We start from the raw sequence: 20038 nt of genomic DNA, 5'->3' as shown, positions 1-20038 counted from the left end.
CCTCAGTATCGCCCCGGAAGTGTCGATCAGCCGGATATGCGCCTTCGCATGCTCCAGCAGCTACTCATCCTCGGGCTCGGCAGTGTGCTCGTGACCGCGCTCGTCCTGGTCATCGTCGGCGCCTGGCAGAGCAGCACGTTCGCGGAGAACACCCGCGCGGAGGTGCTCAAGCAGAACGAGGCGGAGCTGGACCGCACCACCTCCTCGGTGACCACGCTGGTGGGCACCGTCGGCGACGAGGTGCAGCACGGCGTGGACGTCGGCATGACGAGCGCCACCGGGCTGCTCGACCAGCGCGGCGGCGTGCGCCTCGCGTCCCGGACCGCCACCTGGACGGCGACCAACCAGGTCAGCCAGGAGAAGACCACGGTGAAGCTGCCCCGGGTCACCGTGGACGGCCGCTGGCTCGGCCAGAACACCGACCCGGACACCGGGACCCCGTTCGTCGACGACGCGCAGGAGCTGGTCGGCGGCGCGGTCACCCTCTTCCAGCGGATGAACACCGCCGGCGACCTGCTGCGGGTCGCCACCACGGTGCGCGGCAAGACCGGCAACCGGGCGATCGGCACGTACATCCCGGCCGTGGGCGCGGACGGCAAGGCGAACGCGGTGGCCGCCGCGATCAAGTCGGGCAAGTCGTACCGGGGCGTGGCCCAGGTGGTCGACACCTGGTACGTCACCGCGTACGACCCGATCAAGAACTCCTCCGGGGACGTGGTCGGCGCTCTCTTCGTCGGTGTGCCGCAGGCGGACGCCCTGGCGAACCTCACCGACGCGATCGCCTCCCAGCAGGTCGGCCAGAACGGCTGGGTGACCGTCTACAGCACGCTCGCGGCCGACAAGGGCCGGGTGATCGCCTCCAGCCTGGACGGGGTCGCCGGCACCACCATGCTGGACGCCACCGACGCGGACGGGACCAGGTACGTCGAGGAGATCGTCACCAAGGCGCCCGAACTGACCGACGACGGCGCCACCTGGCGGACGACGTACCAGCTGCCCGGCGCGACCGGCGCGGCGGCCGGTGACACCACCACCACGGTGGCGTACTACGCGCCGTACCAGTGGGCGGTCACCGTCGGCGGGTACGACGCGGACGCCGAGGCCGCGATCGCCGTGGTCCGGGACGGCCGCAGCACGATGCTCACCGCGTTCGTGATCGCCGCCGTGCTGCTGGCGCTGGTCGGCGCGGCCGTCGCCTACTTCCAGGCGGCCCGGCTCTCCGGGCGGCTGAGCCGGCTCACCGCGGCGCTGCGGCGGCTGGCCGGGCGCGACCTGACCGTGGCGGTCGACGACAAGGGCCGCGACGAGATCGGCGAGGCGGCCACCGCGCTGAACACCGCGGCCACCGAGCTGCGGGCCGTCATGCGCGAGGTGACCGGCGCCTCGGACGAGGTGAGCGGCACCGCGCGCCGGGTCGCGGCCACCGGCGGGGAACTCTCCACCGCCTCGGAGACGGCCGCCGACCGGGCCGGCACGGTGAGCAGTTCCGCCGACACGGTGTCGCACGTGGTGCAGACCGTCGCGGCCGGCGCCGAGGAGATGGGCACCTCGATCACCGAGATCTCGCACAACGCGCAGGAGGCGGCGCAGGCGGTCCGGGACGGCGTGGGCCTGACCGCGGCGGCGGCCGGTGTGATCAACGAGCTGCGCGCCTCCACCACGGCGATCACCGAGGTGGTCCGCCTGATCGCCAACATCGCCGAGCAGACCAACCTGCTCGCGCTGAACGCCACCATCGAGGCGGCCCGGGCCGGCGAGACCGGCAAGGGCTTCGCGGTCGTCGCCGGCGAGGTCAAGGAGCTGGCCCAGGAGACCGCGCGGGCCACCGAGGACGTGACGAGCCGGGTCGCCGCGATCGAGGCGGACACCGCCCGGGCGGTCAGCGCCATCGATGCGATCTCCGAGCGGATCGGCCAGGTGAACGACTTCCAGACGGCCATCGCCGCGGCCGTCGAGGAGCAGGCCGCCACGACCGCTGAGATGGCCAGGAACATCGCCGAGGCGGCGACCGGTAGCCGGGACATCGCCGACGGCATCGGGACCGTCAGCGGCGCGATGGAGGGCACCAGGCGCTCGGTGGCGGAGGCGCACGCGGCCGCCGACGAGCTGAGCGCCACCGCGCAGCGGCTCACCGGACTGGTCGGGCGCTTCACCGTCTGAGCGGATCGGTAGTCTTGGGCTCGTGACTGTTCGCGTACGCTTCGCACCCTCTCCCACCGGCATGTTCCACGTCGGCGGCGCCCGCTCGGCCCTGCAGAACTGGATCTACGCCAAGCAGCACGACGGTGTCTTCGTGCTCCGGATCGAGGACACCGACGCGGCCCGCAACCGGCCGGAGTGGACCGAGGGCATCATCTCGGCGCTGGACTGGATCGGGATCGAGCGGGGGACGTACGAAGGCCCCTACTACCAGTCCTCCTACGCGGCCGACCACACCGCCGCCGCGACCCGGCTCTACGGCGAGGGCAAGGCGTACTACTGCGACTGCAAGCGCGAGGACGTGGTCGCCCGGACCGGCAACACGCACACCGGCTACGACGGCTTCTGCCGGGACCGGGCGCTCGGCCCGGGCGAGGGCCGCGCGCTGCGGTTCCGCACGCCCGACGAGGGCGAGACCGTGGTGGTCGACCTGGTCCGCGGCAAGCCGACCTTCGAGAACAAGCTGATCGAGGACTTCGTCATCGCCCGCAGCGACGGCTCGGCGGTCTTCCTGCTGGCCAACGTGGTCGACGACATGAGCATGGGGATCACGCACGTGTTCCGGGCCGAGGAGCACCTGCCGAACACGCCGAAGCAGCAGCTGCTCTGGGAGGCGCTCGGCGTCACCCCGCCGGTCTGGGGTCACGTCCCGGTGATCGTCAACGAGAAGCGGCAAAAGCTGTCCAAACGGCGTGACAAGGTCGCCCTCGAGTCGTACCGGGACGAGGGCTACCTCGCCGCCGCGATGCGCAACTACCTGATGCTGCTCGGCTGGTCGCCCACCGGCGACCGGGAGATCGTCCCGTGGTCGGTGGTCGAGGAGGAGTACCGGATCGAGGACGTGAACCACGCCCCGGCCTTCTTCGACATCAAGAAGCTGCGCGCGTTCAACGGGGAGTACATCCGGGCGCTCACCCCGGATGAGTTCACCCAGGTCTGCGCGCCGTGGCTGACCGGGACCGACACGATCGCCGCTCCCCCGTGGTCGCCGGACGCCTTCGACACCGAGGTCTTCGCGGCGATCGCCCCGCTCGCGCAGACCCGCATCGCGGTGCTCTCCGAGATCGTGGAGTACGTCGACTTCCTCTTCCTGGACGAGCCGGTCACCGACGACGCGTCCTGGGCGAAGGCGATGAAGGAGGGCGCCGCCGACATCCTGGACGCGACGGCCGCCGCCTTCGCCGCGCTCACCGACTGGTCGGCCGAGCCGCTCAAGGCCGCCCTCGAGCAGGTGGGCGAGGCGCGAGGTCTCAAGTTGGGCAAGACTCAGGCGCCGGTCCGGGTCGCGGCGACCGGCCGTACCATCGGCCTGCCCCTCTTCGAGTCGCTCGAGGCGCTCGGCCGGGAGCGCACGCTGGCGCGCCTTTCCGCAGCTCGCGCCCGTCTCTGACGACTTCTACCGCATCCGGCGGGCGGCACGCCAGAGCCGCCCGCCGAATGCGATCCACCCGGGTGACCACCGCCCCCACGCGTTGCGGGGACTAGGTACTATTCGGCCGCTGATCATTGGCCGTCCCACCGTCCCCCCAGATGGCTCGAATTCACCCTGCCTCCAGATGCGGCCGGGCTGTCATCCAGGAAGGCTGTAGGCGGACGGGACCGGGCGGGGGAGGTCGGACGGTGCGCATGAAGATCACCAGACTGGCGGCAGCGGCGATGGCCGTGATCCTGTCGCTGGGCGTCACGACGGCGGCTCACGCCGCGCCGAAGAAGGACGACAAGCCGAGCGCGGTCGAGATCAAGGGCAAGGGGATCAGCGATCCCATCGTGGTCCGGCAGGCCGACGAGCCACGGACCTTCGAGATGCTGCTCACCGAGGTCGACTGGCTGGCCGCCGCGCGGCCGCAGACGTCGGCGCCGAAGAACGACAAGCTCGGTGACAAGTTCACCCTGACCCTCCTGGTCAAGGACGCGCCGAGCCTGGTCTACGACCTCTACCCGCACGCCGCCGGTGGCCCGCGGGCCTACCGCCCGGCCAAGCAGCCGTCCGGGAAGAAGTCGGCCGGCTGGTTCTACGGCCGGCTCTCGATGTCCGAGTCGCTGCGCCTCTCCGGTGCGCCGCTGGAGGCGAAGCCCGACGTCGTGCACGGCGGCATCGGCGGCGGTGTCGGCGAGGACCTGAAGGCCGACGTCGACCCGGTGGAGAGCATGGGCGAGGTCTTCACCGAGGTCCGCAGGCTCTTCCTGCTCAACGGCGCGGTTCTGGTCGTGATCCTGGTCGGTCTGGCCGGGATGGCGTTCCTGATCCGCCGCCGGATCTGATCTCGATCAGCCTGACGAGGTCGCCGAGATCGGCGTCGAAGTCGTCCGGGCCCTGGTCCGCCGGCAGCCCGCCGGTGGCCTCCCCGGTGGCGTAACCCAGAAGGAACGCGCAGATCATCCGGCCCAGACGCGGCACTTCGGCGTCCGGCACCCCGGCGTCGTGCAGGACGCCCCGCAGGGCGGCGGTCAGCCAGGCTGCCGAGGCGCCGTCCGCCGACCTGTTCAGCAGCAGGGGGAAGGCGCTCGGGTGCCGCTGGGCCAGGGCGCGGACGGCCCGGCCCAGAGCCCGGAAGCGGTCACGCCAGCCGCTCTCCTCGTTCGTCCCGGTGGATTCCAGCTCCAGATTGAGCAGGTCGACGAGGCCGTCCAGCAGCGCGTCCTTGCCCCCGACGTACGGGTAGAGGGCCATCGAGGTGAGACCGACCCGTTCGGCGACGGCCCGCATCGACATCGCGGCGAGACCACGCTCGTCCACGAGAGCGAGCGCCTGGTCCAGGATCAGCCGTCTCTTGTCGTCCACCGCACCTAGCTGACCAGTACGGCGGTCCGGTCCGGGCACAACTCGCCCGGGCCGGACCCGCACTCACCCTTTCGGGGTTGTCAGCACCAGCGGCCCGGTGGCCGCCCCCGGCCTGCCGCACGCCGCCTCGGGCGCACGGCGCCGTGCAGATGGGCGCCGGCCCACCCGCGCAGTTCGGTACGGCAACCGACCCGTCCCGATCCGGAGTCCAGGTCGGAACCCGCCTCCGCGATCGGCTCCTCGTCGACCGGTGCGGGCACCGGCATGTCGTCGAGGACGGGATCGCCGTCGGCACGCGTCGACGCGTCGTCCCGTTCCATCATCTCGCCTCCTCGATCCGCGTCCTCGACACCAACACCAGCTTTTCCCGGCACCGCTTCTTCATCGGCACCGCAGAGCCCGGTGTTAACCCCCCGGCCGGACCGCACTAGTCCGACACGATGCCAGGTCACCGACCGGAATCGTGGGAGAGGCGCACCGCTACACCGGACAAAAGTCACAAAAGCGCCTGAAAATCCCTTGCCGGACCCGCGGCCCGGCGTGTCGCCGTCCGCAAGCGTGACACCCTCCGGCTCGTGTCACGCTGGCGGTGTGGCAGACAGCACGACCACCAACCCGCTCGCGCCCGGAACTCTGCGGCGCATCGAGCGGCATGCCGGGGCCCTGGCCAGTTCGGCAGTGGCCCGCATGGAGGAGACGCTGCCCTGGTTCCGGGCACTCCCGGCGGACCAGCGTTCCTGGGTGATGCTCGTCGCCCAGGCCGGCGTCCGCTCGCTCGTCGAATGGCTGAGCTCCGGCGCGACAGTCGCCGCCAGCACGCAGGAGATCTCCGACGAGGTCTTCGCCGCCGCGCCGCGCGCCCTGGCCCGGGCCATCACGCTCACCCAGACCGTGCAGCTGATCAAGGTGACGATCGACGTCGCCGAGGCCGAGGTGCCGAGCTTCGCCGAGGAGGGCGAGACCGGCGCGCTGCTGCAGGCGATCCTGCGCTTCTCCCGGGAGATCGCCTTCTCGGCCGCCCGGGTCTACGCGCGGGCCGCCGAGTCCCGCGGCGCGTGGGACGCCCGCCTGCAGGCCCTGCTCGTCGACGCCCTGCTGCGCGGCGACTCGTCGGACGTGCTCGCCAGCCGAGCCGCCGCCCTGGGCTGGACCGACGCCCCGCCGGTCACCGTCGTGGTGGGCCGCTCCCCGGGCGGCGACATCACCGCGGTGCTGCACAGCGTCTACCGGGCGGCCCGCCGGGCGCGGCTCGAGGTGATCGGCGGGGTGCACGGCGACCGCCTGGTCGTGGTGGCCGGCGGCGCCACCGACCCGGTCGCCACCGCCCGGGCGCTGGACGGCAGCTTCGGCGACGGCCCGGTCGTGGTCGGCCCGGCCGTCCCCTCGCTGGACCAGGCGACCGAGTCGGCCCGGGCCGCGCTGAACGGGTTCCGCGCCGCGCCGGCGTGGCCCGGCGCGCCCTCCCCGGTGGCCGCCGACGACCTGCTGCCGGAGCGGGTGCTCGCCGGCGACCTGGACGCCCGGCGCAAGCTGCGCAACGAGGTCTGGGGCGGGCTGGCCCGGGCCGGTGGCGGACTCGTCGAGACGCTTGATGCGTTCTTCGCGGCGGGCGGGGTACTGGAGAGTGCGGCACGCGCGCTCTACGTGCACCCGAACACCGTGCGCTACCGGCTGAAGCGGGTGGCCGAGGTCACCGCCCTCTCGCCGTTCGACGGCCGGGACGGGTTCGCGCTGCGGATGGCGCTCACGATCGGGCGGCTCGACCCCGCCGCCTAGGGGCTCCGGCCTCGTTACCCCAGCAGACCGTGTCGCGCCAGAAAATTACACCTTCGCGTCAAAACGGGCTAAAGTATCGCAGTCCTGCGACCGGCTTGTAGGTTTCCTACAAACCTCATCGTAGGGTTTCGTCGCGCCCAGCAACCCCCGAACCTCCCCCGATCCGGAAGAGTCAAGACGTGCTCGCCGTACTCTCCCCCGGCCAAGGCTCTCAGAAGCCCGGCTTCCTCAATCCGTGGCTCGCGATACCCGGCGCCGAGGCCCGCCTGCGCGCCTGGTCCGACCTGGCCGGCGTGGATCTCGTCCACCTCGGCACCGAGGCCGGCGCGGACGAGATCAAGGACACCGCTCGTACGCAACCCCTGCTGGTCGCGGCCGCCCTGCTCGCCACCGAACAGCTGCCCCTCGACGGCGTGGACGTCGTCGCCGGGCACAGCGTCGGTGAGCTCGGCGCCGCCGCGGCCGCCGGTGTGCTGACCGCCGAGGCCGCGATCAGCCTGGCCGGGGTGCGTGGCCGGGAGATGGCCGCCGCCTGCGCGCTCGAGCCCACCGGCATGAGCGCCGTGCTCGGCGGCGACCCGGACGAGGTGATCGCCGCGATCGAGAAGAACGGTCTGCACCCGGCGAACCGCAACGGCGCCGGCCAGATCGTCGCCGCCGGCAGCCTGCCCGGTCTCGCCGACTTCGCCGCCGCACCGCCCGCCAAGGCCCGGGTCATCGCGCTGGCAGTGGCCGGCGCGTTCCACACGCCTTATATGGCGCCCGCCGAGGCCGCCCTGGACGCCGTGGCCGCCGGCATCGAGGTGCGGGACCCGGCCCGGACCCTGCTGTCGAACCTCGACGGCAAGCCGGTCACCGGCGGCGCCGAGGTGCTGCGGCGCCTGGTCCGCCAGGTCACCGCGCCGGTCCGCTGGGACCTGGCGATGGCGTCGCTGCGCGAGCTCGGCGTCACCGCCGTGATCGAGCTGCCGCCCGCCGGCACCCTGGCCGGCCTGGTCAAGCGGGAACTCAAGGGCGAGGGCGCGCCCGAGATCGTCACCCTGAACACGCCGGACGACCTGCCCGCCGCGCGCGATCTGATCGCCCGCCACGGCGGAGACCAAGAACGCCACGGCGGACACCAAGGAGGAACACGATGACCGCGGGTTCCCGCATCGTCGCGATGGGCCACTACCAGCCCTCGCGCGTGGTCACCAACGACGACCTGGCCATGACCCTGGACACGAACGACGCGTGGATCCGGGACCGGGTCGGTATCGCCGAGCGCCGCATCGCCGGGAGCGAGACGGTCGCGGACATGGCGACGTACGCGGCCGAGAAGGCGCTCGCGAACTCCGGCCTCTCCGCCACCGACATCGACCTGGTCACCGTCGCGACCTGTACGTCGATCGACCGCTGCCCGAACGTCGCGGCCCGGGTCGCGGCCCGGCTCGGCATCGCGGCGCCGGCAGCGTACGACCTGAACACCGCGTGTTCCGGCTTCTCCTACGCGCTCGGCACCGCGGACCACGCGATCCGGGCCGGCGCCGCCCGCAACGCCCTGGTGATCGGCTCGGAGAAGCTCTCCGACGTCGTCGACTGGTCGAACCGCACGACCGCCGTGCTCTTCGGTGACGCCGCGGGCGCCGCTGTCGTCTCCGGCGTGCCGGACGGCGAGGAGGCCGGCGTCGGCCCGGTGCTCTGGGGTTCCGCTCCGGACAAGGGCGACGTGCTGCGGATCGAGGGCTGGCAGCCGTACATCGAGCAGGAGGGCCAGGCGGTCTTCCGCTGGGCCACCACCGCGCTCGCCCCGTTCGCGCTCGAGGCCTGCCGCCGGGCCGGCATCGAGCCCTCCGACCTGGCGGCCTTCGTGCCGCATCAGGCGAACACCCGGATCATCGACGGCATCGTGAAGCGGCTCGGCCTGAGCCCGGACGCGATCGTCGCGAAAGATCTGGTGCAGTCCGGCAACACCTCAGCGGCCAGTGTGCCGTTGGCACTGTCGAAGCTGATCGAGCGGCGCGAGGTCCCGTCCGGGTCCTACGTCCTGCTCTTCGGCTTCGGCGGCGGCCTCACCTACGCCGGCCAGGTCGTCCGCTGCCCCTGAGGCAGCACCTGCCGGCGTAGTTCACCACCCACCGAGAGAAAGAACGAGAATGGCAACTCGCGAAGAGATCACCTCTGGCCTCGCCGAGATCCTCGAGGAGGTCGCCGGGGTGAACCCGGACGACGTCGCCGAGGGTAAGTCCTTCACCGACGACCTGGACGTCGACTCGCTGTCCATGGTCGAGGTCGTCGTCGCGGCCGAGGAGAAGTTCGGCGTGAAGATCCCCGACAACGAGGTCCAGAACCTCAAGACCGTCGGCGATGCCGTCACCTACATCGAGGCAAACCACTGACATGAGCAACGTAGACGTCGTCGTCACCGGGCTCGGCGCGACGACCCCGCTGGGCGGGGACGTCGCGTCCACCTGGGACGCCATGCTCGCGGGACGCTCGGGAGTCGGCCCGCTCACTCAGGAGTGGGCGGGTCAGCTCCCGGTGCGGATCGCCGCACAACTCGCCGTCGAACCGTCGACGCTGATCGAGCGGGTCAAGATGCGCCGGCTCGACCGGTCCGAGGCGATGGCTCTGATCGCGGCCAAGGAGGCGTGGGCCGACTCCGGCCTGGCCGGCTCCGGCCTCGACCCGGAGCGCCTCGCCGTCAGCATCGGCAGTGGCATCGGCGGCGCCACCACGCTGCTGGAGCAGGACGACATCCTGGAGCAGTCCGGACCGCGCCGGGTCAGCCCGCACACCGTGCCGATGCTGATGCCGAACGGACCGGCCGCCTGGGTCGGCATCGAGCTCGGCGCCCGTGGTGGCGTCCGGGCCATGGCCAGCGCCTGTGCCACCGGCGCCGAGGCGGTCGCCCTCGGCCTCGACCTGATCCGCGCCGGCCGTGCCGACGTGGTGGTGGCCGGTGGCGTCGAGGCAGTGGTGCACCCGCTGCCGCTCGCCGGTTTCGCCTCGATGCGCGCCATGTCGACGCGCAACGACGAGCCGGAGAAGGCGTCGCGCCCGTGGGACAAGAACCGGGACGGCTTCGTCCTCGGTGAGGGCGCCGGGACGATCGTCCTGGAGCGTGCCGACCACGCCGCCGCTCGTGGCGCGCGGGTCTACGCCCGGGTCCTGGGGGCCGGTATCACGTCGGACGGCTTCGACATCGTCCAGCCGGACCCGGAGTGCAAGGGTGGCATCCGTGCCATGCGGATGGCGCTGCGTGACGCCGGTCTGACCGGCGCCGACATCGACCACGTCAACGCGCACGCCACCTCGACGCCGGCCGGTGACATGGGTGAGGTCCTCGGCATCAAGACCGCCGTGGGCGACCACCCGGTGCTCACCTCGACCAAGTCGATGAGCGGGCACCTGCTCGGCGCGGCCGGCGCGGTCGAGTCGATCGCCGCCATCCTCGCCCTGCGTGACGGCGTCGTCCCCCCGACCATCAACCTCGACGACCCGGACGAGCGTCTGGACCTCGACGTGGCGGCGCACAAGGCGCGGCCGCTGGAGATCCGGGCCGCCATGAACAACTCGTTCGGCTTCGGCGGCCACAACGTGGCGCTGGTCTTCGGCCGCGCGTAACGCAGTCTGAATCAGCAGCCGTGACTCCGCCCGATGTAGATCTGGATCATCGGGATCCCGAGTCACGGCTGCTGGCTCTCTTCGACCGGGGCACCATGCGCCCGCTGGCGCCCCGGGACGCCTCCGGCGTGCTCACCGCCCGGGGTGACGTCGACGGGACCACGGCGATCGCCTTCGCCACCGACGCCACCCTCTCCGGAGGCGCGCTCGGCATCGACGGCTGCTCGCGGATCGTCACGGCGATCGACCGGGCGGTCCGCGAGCGCATCCCGGTGGCCGGTCTCTGGCATTCCGGCGGGGCACGGCTGGCCGAGGGGGTGATCGGCCTCGACGGGGTCGGCCAGGTCTTCGCGGCGATCGTGCGGGCGTCCGGCCGGGTGCCGCAGATCTCGGTGGTGCTCGGGCCGGCTGCGGGCGGCGCCGCGTACGCCCCGGCGCTCAGCGACATCGTGATCATGAGTAAGGCCGGCCGCATCTTCGCGACCGGCCCGGAGGTCGTCGCCAGCGTCACCGGCGAACGGGTCGACTCCGAGCGGCTGGGCGGCCCGGAACCGCACAGCCACCGCTCCGGCGTCGTCCACCTGACCGCCACCGACGACGCCGCCGCGATCGGCCAGGCGCGCCGGATCGTGCGCCTCCTCGGCCACCAGGGCCGGATCTCCCCCGACGACGTGAAGCCCGGCCGCCTCGACGCTTTCATGACCGGCCTGGTGTACGACGTCCGCCCGGTGGTCGGCGCCCTTCTCGACGAACCGGGCGTCGAGTTGCATCCCCGGTGGGCGCCGAACCTGGTCACCACGCTGGGGCGGTTCGGCGGGCGTACCACCGGGGTGGTCGCGAACAACCCGCTGCGCCTCGGCGGATGCCTGGACGCGGCCGGCGCCGAGAAGGCCGCCCGGTTCGTGCAGATGTGCGACGCGCTGGGAGTGCCGCTGATCGTGCTGGTGGACGCACCCGGCTACCTGCCCGGCATCGGCCAGGAGTGGGACGGCGTGGTGCGGCGCGGCGCCAAGCTGCTGCACGCGTTCGCCGAGGCGGTGGTGCCGCGGGTGACGCTGGTGACCCGCCGGGCGTACGGCGGCGCGTACATCGCCATGAACTCCCGTGCGCTCGGCGCGACGGCCGTCTTCGCCTGGCCGGACGCCGAGATCGCGGTGATGGGCGCCGGCGCCACCGTGGACGTGCTGCACCGCAGGCGGCTGGCGGCGGCCGATCCGGACGAGCGCGCCGGGCTCCGGGCGCGACTGGTCCGGGAGCAGGCCGAGGAGGCCGGCGGCATGGACCGGGCCGGCGAGATCGGCGTGGTGGACGCCGTGATCACGCCGGCGCAGACCCGCCGCAGGATCGCCGAGGCGATCGCCGCCGCGCCCGCCGGTCGGGGCGAGCACGGCAACATCCCGCTCTAGAACGTCACTTCACCTATTTCACGCAGGCGCTGCGCTTCAGGCCGGCGACCTCGATCGGCGACCTGCCCGGCGCCTTCGCCTTGCCGGCGATCACCGCGGCGAGGGCGGTCAGCGAGAGCTTGCTCGACGAGTACGTCGCGATCAGCGTCGGCGACCGGGACAGGCTCAGCAGCGACGGCGTATCCATCATCACGGTGATCGCCGCCGAGTCGTCCAGGTCGACCTGCGAGTCCCCGTACCCCACCAACCGGATCTTCGCGCCGTTGTCGGCCTGCACCTTCACGCCCGCCTCCTGCAGCGCGCGGACCAGGTTGACCCGGGCCAGTTCGCGCGAGGCGGGCGCGGTGACGGTGACCCCGCCGCTGATCAGCGGGCCGGAGCACTTGCCGCGCAGCACGGTGATCGAGGCGGCGTCCAGGGCGCCGACCGACCGGGCGTGGGCCGCCGAGCCGACCACGTCGAGGGCCGGCTGGTTGCGGATCTCGGTGCGGAACTTGAGGGTGAGGATCCGGGTGACCGCCTCGACGAGCCGCTCCCGCTTGAGGGCGCCGCTCTTCAGACCGGCGACGATCCCGTCCCGGGCGCCGGCGATGTCCGGCGGCATCAGCAGCATGTCGTTGCCGGCGTTCAGGGCGCGGACCGCTGCCTCCCCGGCCGGCCACTTCTTCGCCGGGACCATGTTCATGGCGTCGCTGATCGCGACGCCGGTGAACTTGAGCTGCTTGCGCAGCACGTCCGTCATGATCTTGTGGGAGAACGTGGCGGCGGTGCCCTTGTCGATCGCCTCCAGGTCCAGGTGGCCGGACATCACCACGCCGGCACCGGCCTCGATCCCGGACCGGAACGGCGGCAGGTCCTGCTGCTCCCACTTCTTGCGGCTCTGCTTGATCACCGGAAGCTCGTCGTGGCTGTCGCCGGCGGTGTGCCCGTGTCCCGGGAAGTGCTTGAGGGCCGCGGTCACGCCGGACCCCTGCAGGCCACGCACCGCCGCGGTGACCTGGGTCGCGTTCGCGGTGGCGTCCGAGCCGAACGAGCGCGAGCCGAGCAGGCCGCCGCCCTTCGCCGCGAGCGTGTCGGCGACCGGCGCGAAGTCGACGGTGATGCCCATGGCGGCCAGCTCCTCACCGGCCGCGCGCCAGGCCACCTCGGTGAGGCTGGGCTGACGGGCCGCGCCCGCCGCCATCGCCGACGGCAGCATCGTGACGCCCTCGGTGATCCGGGTGACCACGCCGTACTCCTGGTCGGTGCCGATCATCAGGGGCGCCGCCGCGGGCAGCTTGAGGGCGGCCTGCTGCAGGCCGCGGGTGAGCTCGCGGACCTGCTTCGGGTCCTCCACGTTCGTCGTGGGGTTGGTGTCGCCGGTCGGGTCGTCCGGGGTGAAGCCGACCAGGATGAGACCGCCCAGCTTGTACTTCTCGATCATCTCGGCGGGCGTGTTCACGCCGGCGAGGGTCTGGTTGCCCGCGGCCGCGGCCTTGTCCACCTGGGTGGCATAACTTCCATAGGCGTACGGCATCAGCACCTGCCCGGCCAGGTCCACGTCACTGAGCCGGGTCACCACCTCGGCCGCCCGGGCCGCCGGGTCCGCGTTGATGACCAGGCCGGCGCTCGCCGACGGCTCAGCGAAGGACGGCGCGGCCGACGGCGTCACCGCGGGGGTGGTCGCGGTCGGCGCCGGCTCATCCTTGCCGCACGCTCCGGTCAGAAGCAGCAGAGGTACGGCCACAGCGGCGCGGAGCAGGTTTTTCACGCACGCCATCGAATCAGGTCAGGGCCAGTGTCGCCACTTTATCCCCGAGAACCACCGGTAACCGGTGTGTCACCAGTCGCGGTATTCGCCCGTTTAACCAGATCGCGGCGGGGGTTCGGCCCCGGAGGGCCGTCCCGCACCGGTCCGGCCGTCAGCCGACCCGAGTGAGCAGCGTCACCGGCGCTCCGTCACCGGCGTAGCGGTACGGCTCGAGTTCGGCGTCCCACGCGGTCCCGAGCGCCTTGTCCAGCGCGTGCGCCAGCGCCTCGGGCGCGCGCACCGAGGTCATGATGGATCGCAGCCGGTCCTCGCCGATCTGGATGTCGCCCGATGCGCCCATGACCCCATGGAAGAGGCCACGCCCGGGGACGTGCATGAACCGCTCGCCGTCGACGCCCGCACTGGGCTCCTCGGTGACCTCGAAACGGATCATGGGCCACTGCCGTAGGGCAGCAGCCAGCTCGGCGCCAGTACCAGCCCGACCGGTCCAGCTGCACTCGGCTCGGCGCATGCTGGGATCGACCGGTTGCACGGTCCATTGCAGATTGACCGGCGCTGTCAGGACGCGCGCGATCGCCCACTCGACATGCTGGCACACGGCGAGTGGAGTCGAGTGGACGTATACGACGCCACACGTTGGCACGGTGACCTCCCGGAGACCGAGGTGCGTCTTCCCCTACGACCTCGACCGCGGTTGATCGTGTCCCATGATGCCGGGTGGTACGGATGGTGCGCCAGAGAATCCGCAACATCGACTATGGGACTCGCCGTAGTGGCATACCCAGTGCAACGCCCGTACCTGCTCTGACGGTATGGTCCGGCAGCCGTCGTGTAGAGTTGCCACGGCATTTTTTCTGCTCTTTCAGCTTTCCTCCAAGGAGTTCCGCCGTGGCGAGCAACACCTCAAAGACCGCCCGCGCATCAGTCCGCGCCGGCCAGGGATCGGGCGGCGCCCTCAGCGTTCTCGGTGAGTACAAGTACCTCATCCCGCTCGCCGGCGGCCGCTTCGCGTACGTCCGCAACCTGACCAACGGCAAGACCACCCACCTCGCGACCGACTCGGACGCCTTCGTCGAGGAGATCCGGGTGCTCTCGGCCGCCGGTCACGGTGCCAAGATCCGTGCGGAGATCAACTCCCTGCACACCACCAGCCCGGAGCACGGCTGGGACGCCACCGAGAAGCGTCTCGCCGACGCCGGCGTCTTCGAGGGCTGATCCAAGCGCGAAAAAAGGCGCCTGCCGGTTTCGACCGGGAGGCGCCTTTTCGCATTTACTGAAGATCAGGACAGGAACTCGACCCAGCCGCTGTCCAGGTCGTAGATCGCGCCGATCACGTTGAGCTTGCCGGCCGCGATCGGCTCGGCCAGCGTCTCCACCTTGCGGAGCCGGTCGGTGGTACGGATCACATGCGCCCGGATGGCCTTCTCCGCGGCGTCCTCGTCGTCCAGCCCGACCTCGCGCACCGCCGGCGCCAACTGGTCGACCAGGTAACCCACCTCGTCGTCGAGGACGGTCCCGTCGCGCAGGGCCTTCACGGTGGCGTTCACGGCTCCGCAGCGCTTGTGCCCCACCACGACCACCAGCGAGACGCCCAGCGACGCCACGGCGAAGCCGGCCGAGCCGATGAGCGAGCGGTCCAGCACGTGCGCGCCGGACCGGGCCACGCAGATCGAGCCGAACGACTGGTCGAAGATCGCCTCCAGCGGCACGCGCGAGTCGATGCACCCGAGGACCAGCGAGTGCGGCTGCTGTCCGCTCGCGGTCGCCGCCGCCTGGGTCACGTCGTGGCCGTAGCGCGGGTTTCCGTACACGAAACGCTTGTTGCCGGTGATGAGCTTGCTGTAAGCCTCGGCGGGGGTGATGACCTGGGCTTCTCGGATGGCAGCCATGTAGAGATTTTCGCTGTCCACGGCCACCGGGAAAGTGATTGCGAGGTAACTCACTGTCCGGCGGGAAAGGGCCGAAAGTCTTGACGAAACATGCTGGTAATACCCGTGATCGGGGGTGATGATTATTACCCGTGGGTACTACGGGGCCGTGACTTCCACGGAGGTGCCCATGTCCGAGCGTTCGGAGATCACTCTCGCCGACGGCGTCACGCTGCATGTGACCGTTTCCGGTCCTGCTGACGCGGCGGTGACCGTCGTGCTGCTGCACGGCTGGTGCCTGGACCGCCGGATCTGGCGTGACCAGGTCGCCGCGCTCGGCGCGATGGGCCACAAGGCCCCCCGGGTGATCGCCTACGACACCCGCGGGCACGGCCGCTCCGGCCACCTCCGGCTCGGCTCGGCGACCCTCGATCAGCTCGGTGACGACCTGGCCGAGGTGCTGCGGCGGTTCGCGCCGACCGGCCCGGTGGTCCTCGCCGGGCACTCGATGGGCGGCATGACGATCATGGAGTTCGCCCACCGTCACCCGGACGACTTCGCGGCCCGGGTGGCCGGCCTGCTCCTGGTCTCCACCACGGCCGAGGGACACACCCACACGCGTTACGGCCTGCCGCCGAGGGTCGCCGCGCTGCTGCGGGCCGGGGAGACGCTCGGCGCCGGCGTGCTGGCCCGGTCCGGCGCCTGGCGCCCGCACCGGGTGATGCTGCCGGCCCTGCGCCCGGCCATCCAGTGGCTGCTCTTCGGCGACGACTGCGCCGGCGAGGCCCTTCAGGTGACCCTCGGCGGCATCGGCCGGGCGTCGCTGCGGTCGATCGGCGGCTTCCGCGAGTCGGTCGGCGCCCAGCAGCGCCTGGACACGCTCGCCGGGCTCCCCGACGTGCCGACCACGATCATGGTCGGCGACCGGGACCGGCTCACCCCGACGGCCTGCGCCGAGTCGATCGCCGGCGCGCTGCCCGGCGCCCGGCTGGAGGTCCTGCCCGGCGCCGGCCACATGCTGCCGCTGGAGCGGCCGGACCAGGTCTCCGACGCGCTCGTCACGATCGTCCGGCGAGCCGCCCGGGAGGCGAAGCGGGCACGGCGCGCGGCGGGCGAGACCGCTGCGCGAGCGGTCCGGGCCGCGGCGGGCGAGACGGCGCAAGCGGTCCGGAGCGCGGCGGGCGAGCCGGCGGCGCAAGCGGCCCGGGGCGCGGCGGGCGAGCCGGCGGCGCGAGCGGCCCGGGGCGCGAAACGAGCACGCCGCGCCGCTGGTGAGAGCACGACCCGCTGCCGCAAGGCCGCTTAGTCGTTTCCCGTTTCGGCCGAATCGCGTGCCGGCCGCCCCCGCTGCGGCCATCCTGGGAGATTCGGCCCGGGAGATTCGGCCTGGGAGATTCGGTCCGGGAGATTCGGTGCCTGGGGCCGTTCGACGCGATCAGGCGCGCAGGAGTAAGTTCGATTGCCCCCTTCGCGCGAGCGCTGGTGGTGCGCGGAGGTCTGCCCCTTGGCGCGGGGATGAGAGGGAGAACAACCGACTTGAGCGACGCCACCGTCCTGCAACAGGAGATCGCGGTCGAGCAGGAGCACGTCGACCGGGTCTACGCCCGTCTCGTGGAGCTGCGCCGGGACGCCTCCCGGGCCGAGAAGGAGGGCTACCAGCTCGCCGGCGTGGGCACCTTCGGCGCCCTCGTCGAGCGCGACGCGATGGTCTTCCACGCGGCCCGGCGACGGCACGCCCTGGACACCGAGTACGAAGGCCTCGTCTTCGGCCGGCTCGACCTGAAGACGGAAGCCACCCACTACGTCGGCCGGATGGGCATCCGCGACCAGGATTCGAAGCCGCTGGTCGTGGACTGGCGCGCGCCGGCCGCGGCGGCGTTCTACCGGGCCACCCCGGCCGACCCGCTGGGCGTGGTCCGCCGCCGCATGATCCAGTCGAGCCGCGAGCGGGTCACCGGCATCGAGGACGACCTGCTCGATCCGGACGCCGCGCCGGCCGGCATGCGGGTGGTCGGTGACGGCGCCCTGCTCGCCAGCCTGGCGAAGGCGACCGGCCGGGGCATGCGGGACATCGTCGCCACCATCCAGCGCGAGCAGGACGACGCGATCCGCTCCCCCGCCTCCGGTGTCACGATCGTCACCGGCGGGCCGGGCACCGGCAAGACCGCTGTGGCGCTGCACCGCGCGGCGTACCTGCTCTATGCGGACCGCAGCCGGTTCGCCGGCGGCGGCATCCTGGTGATCGGCCCGTCCGGCGTCTTCGTGGAGTACATCGCGACGGTCCTGCCCTCGCTCGGCGAGGACACCGCGACGCTGCGCTCGCTCGGCTCGCTGGTGCCGGGCTGGGACGCCACCCGGGTCGACTCAGGCGCGGTCGCCGCGATCAAGGGCTCGCTGCGGATGCGGCGGGTGCTGGAGCGGGCCTCGCACGACGCCGTGCCGGGCGCGCCCACCGAGCTTCGCCTGCTCTACCGCGGCACGCTGCTGCGGCTGGACGCCGCGGCGCTCGACAAGATCCGCCGCTCGGCCCTGCCCCGGGGCGCCCGCCGCAACGAGGTCCGCGGCCACGGCTTCGACCGGGTCTTCGACGCGCTCTGGGCGCAGGCCCGCGAGCACAAGGTCGCCGGCCTGCCGGAGAAGCGGGAGTTCGAAGCCGAGCTGGCCGACCGCACCGACTTCCGGGACTTCCTGAAGGCCTGGTGGCCGCGGTTCACCCCGATGCGGGTGCTGCGCTGGCTCGCCGACCCGGGACGGCTCAGGGCGTACGCGAACGGCCTGCTCTCCCGGGACGAGATCGCCACCCTGCAGGGCTCGTTCGACGCCCTGGAGGCCGAGGGCCCGACGATCGCCGACGTGGCGCTCCTCGACGAGTTGGACGACCTGATGGGCCGCCCGCGCAAGCCGGCGAAGAAGACGAAGAACCCGTTCCACGTCCGGGACGGGATCCAGGAGGTCAGCACGTTCGCGGACCGCCAGGCGGCCGCCCGCGCGCAGCAGACGCAGCGCGAGGAGGACTACCGGGAGTACGCGCACATCGTCGTGGACGAGTCGCAGGACGTGTCGCCGATGCAGTGGCGGATGATCGGCCGCCGGGGGCAGTACGCGTCCTGGACGATCGTCGGCGACCCGGCGCAGACCGCCTGGTCCGGCGACCCGGAGGAGTTGGACCGGTCCCGGGACCGCGCGCTGGGCTCGCGCAAGCGCAACAGCTACGCGCTGACCACCAACTACCGGAACTCGTCGGAGATCTTCGCGGTCGCCGCCTCGGTGATCCGGAAGATCATGCCCGACCTGCCGCTGCCGTCGGCCGTGCGCAGCACCGGCGTCGAGCCGGCCGACGTGGTGACCGCCGTGCCGGCCCTGCCCGAGACGGTCCGCGAGCTGACCGAGAAGCAGCTCGCCGAGGTGGACGGCACGATCGGCGTGATCATGCCGGTGCCGCGCCGGGACGAGGTGGCCGGCTGGGTGGCCGGCCTGCCCGAGCGGGTGCAGGTGGTGACCGCGCTGGAGGCCAAGGGCATGGAGTACGACGCGGTCGTGCTGGTCGAACCGGCCCAGATCGCGGTGGACCCGGCCGGGGTCCGCACCCTGTACGTGGCGCTGTCACGTGCGACGCAACGGCTCACCACGGTCGGCACGAACCCCGGCTGGCTCTGATTCCCGGCCGGCGAGAGGACTACGGGATGGGGACGGCCACCGCGGTGTAGGCCGTCTCCGGGGTCGGCGGCGTGGTGAACCGCGCGTTCGGCAGGTAGAACCGCTTGCCGAACTCGGCGATCGTGGTCGGCACGTCGAAGCCGGGGTTGCCGGTCCGGGAGAGCACGGTCCCCTCGGTCCCGCGGCGGTTCAGCTCGACCTTGGCGATCACGTTGAGGCGGTTCTGCACGGCGTACAGGAAATGGCCCTTGATCCAAAGCCCGTCGCCGTTGACCAGGGTCTCGGTGGCGCCCAGGTCGATCTTCCGAGCCACCCCGGACCAGGACACCCGGAACAGTGATCCGGTGTTCGACTGCACGATGATCAGCGCCCGGCCGTCCGGCGTGGTGGTGATGCCGTTGGCGTTGTTCCCCTCGGCCAGCGCGAAGTCACCGGTGATCGGCACCGGGACGGCGGCCGCGGGCAGCTTGCCGTGCCGGCCGAACGGCAGCTTGAAGAGCACCGCGTTGCGCGAGTCGGTGAACCAGGCGGCGTCCCGGGTGACGATCACGTCGTTGATGAAGGCCGTCGTGCCGGCCGGCTGCAGCTGGTACGACTTCAGGACCTCGCCGGTGCGCAGGTCCAGGACGCGGGCGTCACCGCCGGCGCCTCCCGCGACGAAGAGCCGGTCGCCGTCGACCTTGAGGCCGAGCGACGCGGTTCCGGGGCCCTCACTGAACGTGCGGCCCTTCCCGGTGCGCAGATCAACGCGGTAGATGTCGCCGTCGACGCGTGAGCCGAAGTAGGCGTAGGGCTTGGCCCCGATCGCGATGCCTTCCGGCTGGAAGCCGCTCGGCAGGGTGATTGTGCTGGGCAATGGGCGGGTGTGGGCCGCCTCGGCGGGCGTGGCGGCTACGGTCACCGCGAGGGCGGTGCCGAGCAGGGCGTTCGCTAGAGCACGGCTCGCAATGGTACGGAGAAGCACAAAACTTCCTTTCCGTTGCGGACGGTTCAA

General features: G+C 72.0%; 17 protein-coding genes and 1 pseudogene. 12 read left to right on the top strand and 6 right to left on the bottom strand.

Annotated elements, in window-relative coordinates:
- Window positions 1-48 precede the first annotated feature (48 nt).
- The 3 genes from EP757_RS17145 to EP757_RS17135 all read left to right on the top strand — a co-directional run bounded on the left by EP757_RS17145 (window position 49) and on the right by EP757_RS17135 (window position 4461).
- On the top strand, window positions 49-2160 hold the full coding sequence (locus EP757_RS17145) for a methyl-accepting chemotaxis protein (RefSeq protein ID WP_232050551.1): 2112 nt from the start codon (window positions 49-51) through the stop codon (window positions 2158-2160).
- A gap of 22 nt (window positions 2161-2182) precedes the next feature.
- Complete coding sequence (gene gltX / locus EP757_RS17140) at window positions 2183-3589, top strand: glutamate--tRNA ligase (protein WP_127547246.1); 1407 nt, start codon at window positions 2183-2185, stop codon at window positions 3587-3589.
- Window positions 3590-3825: 236 nt separating this feature from the next.
- Window positions 3826-4461, top strand: a complete 636-nt coding sequence (locus EP757_RS17135; protein ID WP_232050550.1) for a hypothetical protein — start codon at window positions 3826-3828, stop codon at window positions 4459-4461.
- Here the strand turns inward: EP757_RS17135 and EP757_RS17130 are convergent.
- Entirely contained in the window at window positions 4388-4981 is a 594-nt protein-coding gene (locus EP757_RS17130; RefSeq protein WP_127547244.1) for a TetR/AcrR family transcriptional regulator, read from the bottom strand. The genes EP757_RS17135 and EP757_RS17130 overlap by 74 nt on opposite strands.
- An 80-nt stretch (window positions 4982-5061) precedes the next feature.
- A complete protein-coding gene (locus EP757_RS17125; RefSeq protein WP_174262407.1) occupies window positions 5062-5304 on the bottom strand; it encodes a hypothetical protein in 243 nt (80 codons plus the stop codon).
- 268 nt (window positions 5305-5572) lie between these two features.
- Between EP757_RS17125 and EP757_RS17120 the strand changes: the two genes are divergently transcribed.
- The 6 genes from EP757_RS17120 (at window position 5573) to EP757_RS17095 (ending at window position 11769) form a co-directional block, all read left to right on the top strand.
- Window positions 5573-6757: a CdaR family transcriptional regulator gene (locus EP757_RS17120; RefSeq protein WP_127547240.1), complete on the top strand. Its 1185-nt coding sequence runs from the start codon at window positions 5573-5575 to the stop codon at window positions 6755-6757.
- Window positions 6758-6936: 179 nt separating this feature from the next.
- Window positions 6937-7896, top strand: a complete 960-nt coding sequence (locus tag EP757_RS17115) for an ACP S-malonyltransferase (RefSeq protein WP_127547239.1) — start codon at window positions 6937-6939, stop codon at window positions 7894-7896.
- A complete protein-coding gene (locus EP757_RS17110) occupies window positions 7893-8843 on the top strand; it encodes a beta-ketoacyl-ACP synthase III (RefSeq protein WP_127547237.1) in 951 nt (316 codons plus the stop codon). Before EP757_RS17115 ends, EP757_RS17110 begins: the two co-directional genes overlap by 4 nt.
- 49 nt (window positions 8844-8892) lie before the next feature.
- The gene (locus EP757_RS17105) at window positions 8893-9135 is read left to right on the top strand and encodes an acyl carrier protein (RefSeq protein WP_014441425.1); all 243 of its coding nucleotides are present in this window, start codon (window positions 8893-8895) and stop codon (window positions 9133-9135) included.
- Window position 9136: 1 nt separating this feature from the next.
- On the top strand, window positions 9137-10363 hold the full coding sequence (gene fabF / locus EP757_RS17100) for a beta-ketoacyl-ACP synthase II (protein WP_127547236.1): 1227 nt from the start codon (window positions 9137-9139) through the stop codon (window positions 10361-10363).
- A gap of 95 nt (window positions 10364-10458) precedes the next feature.
- Window positions 10459-11769, top strand: a complete 1311-nt coding sequence (locus EP757_RS17095; protein ID WP_127554287.1) for an acyl-CoA carboxylase subunit beta — start codon at window positions 10459-10461, stop codon at window positions 11767-11769.
- Window positions 11770-11782: 13 nt separating this feature from the next.
- Here EP757_RS17095 and EP757_RS17090 read toward each other — a convergent pair whose 3' ends face one another.
- Both EP757_RS17090 and EP757_RS17085 read right to left on the bottom strand, forming a co-directional pair.
- The gene (locus tag EP757_RS17090) at window positions 11783-13528 is read right to left on the bottom strand and encodes a glycoside hydrolase family 3 N-terminal domain-containing protein (protein WP_127547234.1); all 1746 of its coding nucleotides are present in this window, start codon (window positions 13526-13528) and stop codon (window positions 11783-11785) included.
- 142 nt (window positions 13529-13670) lie between these two features.
- Window positions 13671-14162, bottom strand: a complete 492-nt coding sequence (locus tag EP757_RS17085; RefSeq protein ID WP_127547232.1) for a DUF3145 domain-containing protein — start codon at window positions 14160-14162, stop codon at window positions 13671-13673.
- 245 nt (window positions 14163-14407) lie between these two features.
- Between EP757_RS17085 and EP757_RS17080 the strand changes: the two genes are divergently transcribed.
- The gene (locus EP757_RS17080; protein ID WP_127547230.1) at window positions 14408-14734 is read left to right on the top strand and encodes a hypothetical protein; all 327 of its coding nucleotides are present in this window, start codon (window positions 14408-14410) and stop codon (window positions 14732-14734) included.
- Between the two features lie 65 nt (window positions 14735-14799).
- On the opposite strand, the gene EP757_RS17075 is transcribed toward EP757_RS17080, so the two are convergent.
- Window positions 14800-15408: a carbonic anhydrase gene (locus tag EP757_RS17075; RefSeq protein ID WP_127547228.1), complete on the bottom strand. Its 609-nt coding sequence runs from the start codon at window positions 15406-15408 to the stop codon at window positions 14800-14802.
- A gap of 169 nt (window positions 15409-15577) precedes the next feature.
- Here EP757_RS17075 and EP757_RS17070 point away from each other — a divergent pair.
- Window positions 15578-16483, top strand: a pseudogene (locus tag EP757_RS17070) (alpha/beta fold hydrolase); the annotation flags it as partial.
- A 440-nt stretch (window positions 16484-16923) separates the two neighbouring features.
- Window positions 16924-19044, top strand: a complete 2121-nt coding sequence (locus tag EP757_RS17065; protein WP_127547226.1) for an AAA family ATPase — start codon at window positions 16924-16926, stop codon at window positions 19042-19044.
- A 19-nt stretch (window positions 19045-19063) separates the two neighbouring features.
- On the opposite strand, the gene EP757_RS17060 is transcribed toward EP757_RS17065, so the two are convergent.
- Entirely contained in the window at window positions 19064-20008 is a 945-nt protein-coding gene (locus EP757_RS17060) for an SMP-30/gluconolactonase/LRE family protein (RefSeq protein WP_232050549.1), read from the bottom strand.
- Between the last annotated feature and the right edge of the window lie 30 nt (window positions 20009-20038).

Origin of the sequence: Actinoplanes sp. OR16, from assembly GCF_004001265.1 — a bacterium.
In the GTDB taxonomy this organism is placed as follows: Bacteria; Actinomycetota; Actinomycetes; order Mycobacteriales; family Micromonosporaceae; genus Actinoplanes.
Note: the sequence above shows the minus strand (reverse complement) of the source record. Positions and strands in the feature narration are given on the sequence as shown.

Excerpts from the sequence above, each read along its gene's own strand:
- EP757_RS17105 (WP_014441425.1), top strand. The coding sequence starts at position 8,893 with ATGGCAACTCGCGAAGAGATCACCTCTGGCCTCGCCGAGATCCTCGAG.
- EP757_RS17135 (WP_232050550.1), top strand. The coding sequence starts at position 3,826 with ATGAAGATCACCAGACTGGCGGCAGCGGCGATGGCCGTGATCCTGTCG.
- EP757_RS17095 (WP_127554287.1), top strand. The coding sequence starts at position 10,459 with ATGCGCCCGCTGGCGCCCCGGGACGCCTCCGGCGTGCTCACCGCCCGG.
- EP757_RS17090 (WP_127547234.1), bottom strand. The coding sequence starts at position 13,528 with ATGGCGTGCGTGAAAAACCTGCTCCGCGCCGCTGTGGCCGTACCTCTG.
- EP757_RS17145 (WP_232050551.1), top strand. The coding sequence starts at position 49 with ATGCTCCAGCAGCTACTCATCCTCGGGCTCGGCAGTGTGCTCGTGACC.
- fabF (WP_127547236.1), top strand. The coding sequence starts at position 9,137 with ATGAGCAACGTAGACGTCGTCGTCACCGGGCTCGGCGCGACGACCCCG.
- EP757_RS17110 (WP_127547237.1), top strand. The coding sequence starts at position 7,893 with ATGACCGCGGGTTCCCGCATCGTCGCGATGGGCCACTACCAGCCCTCG.
- EP757_RS17125 (WP_174262407.1), bottom strand. The coding sequence starts at position 5,304 with ATGATGGAACGGGACGACGCGTCGACGCGTGCCGACGGCGATCCCGTC.
- EP757_RS17075 (WP_127547228.1), bottom strand. The coding sequence starts at position 15,408 with ATGGCTGCCATCCGAGAAGCCCAGGTCATCACCCCCGCCGAGGCTTAC.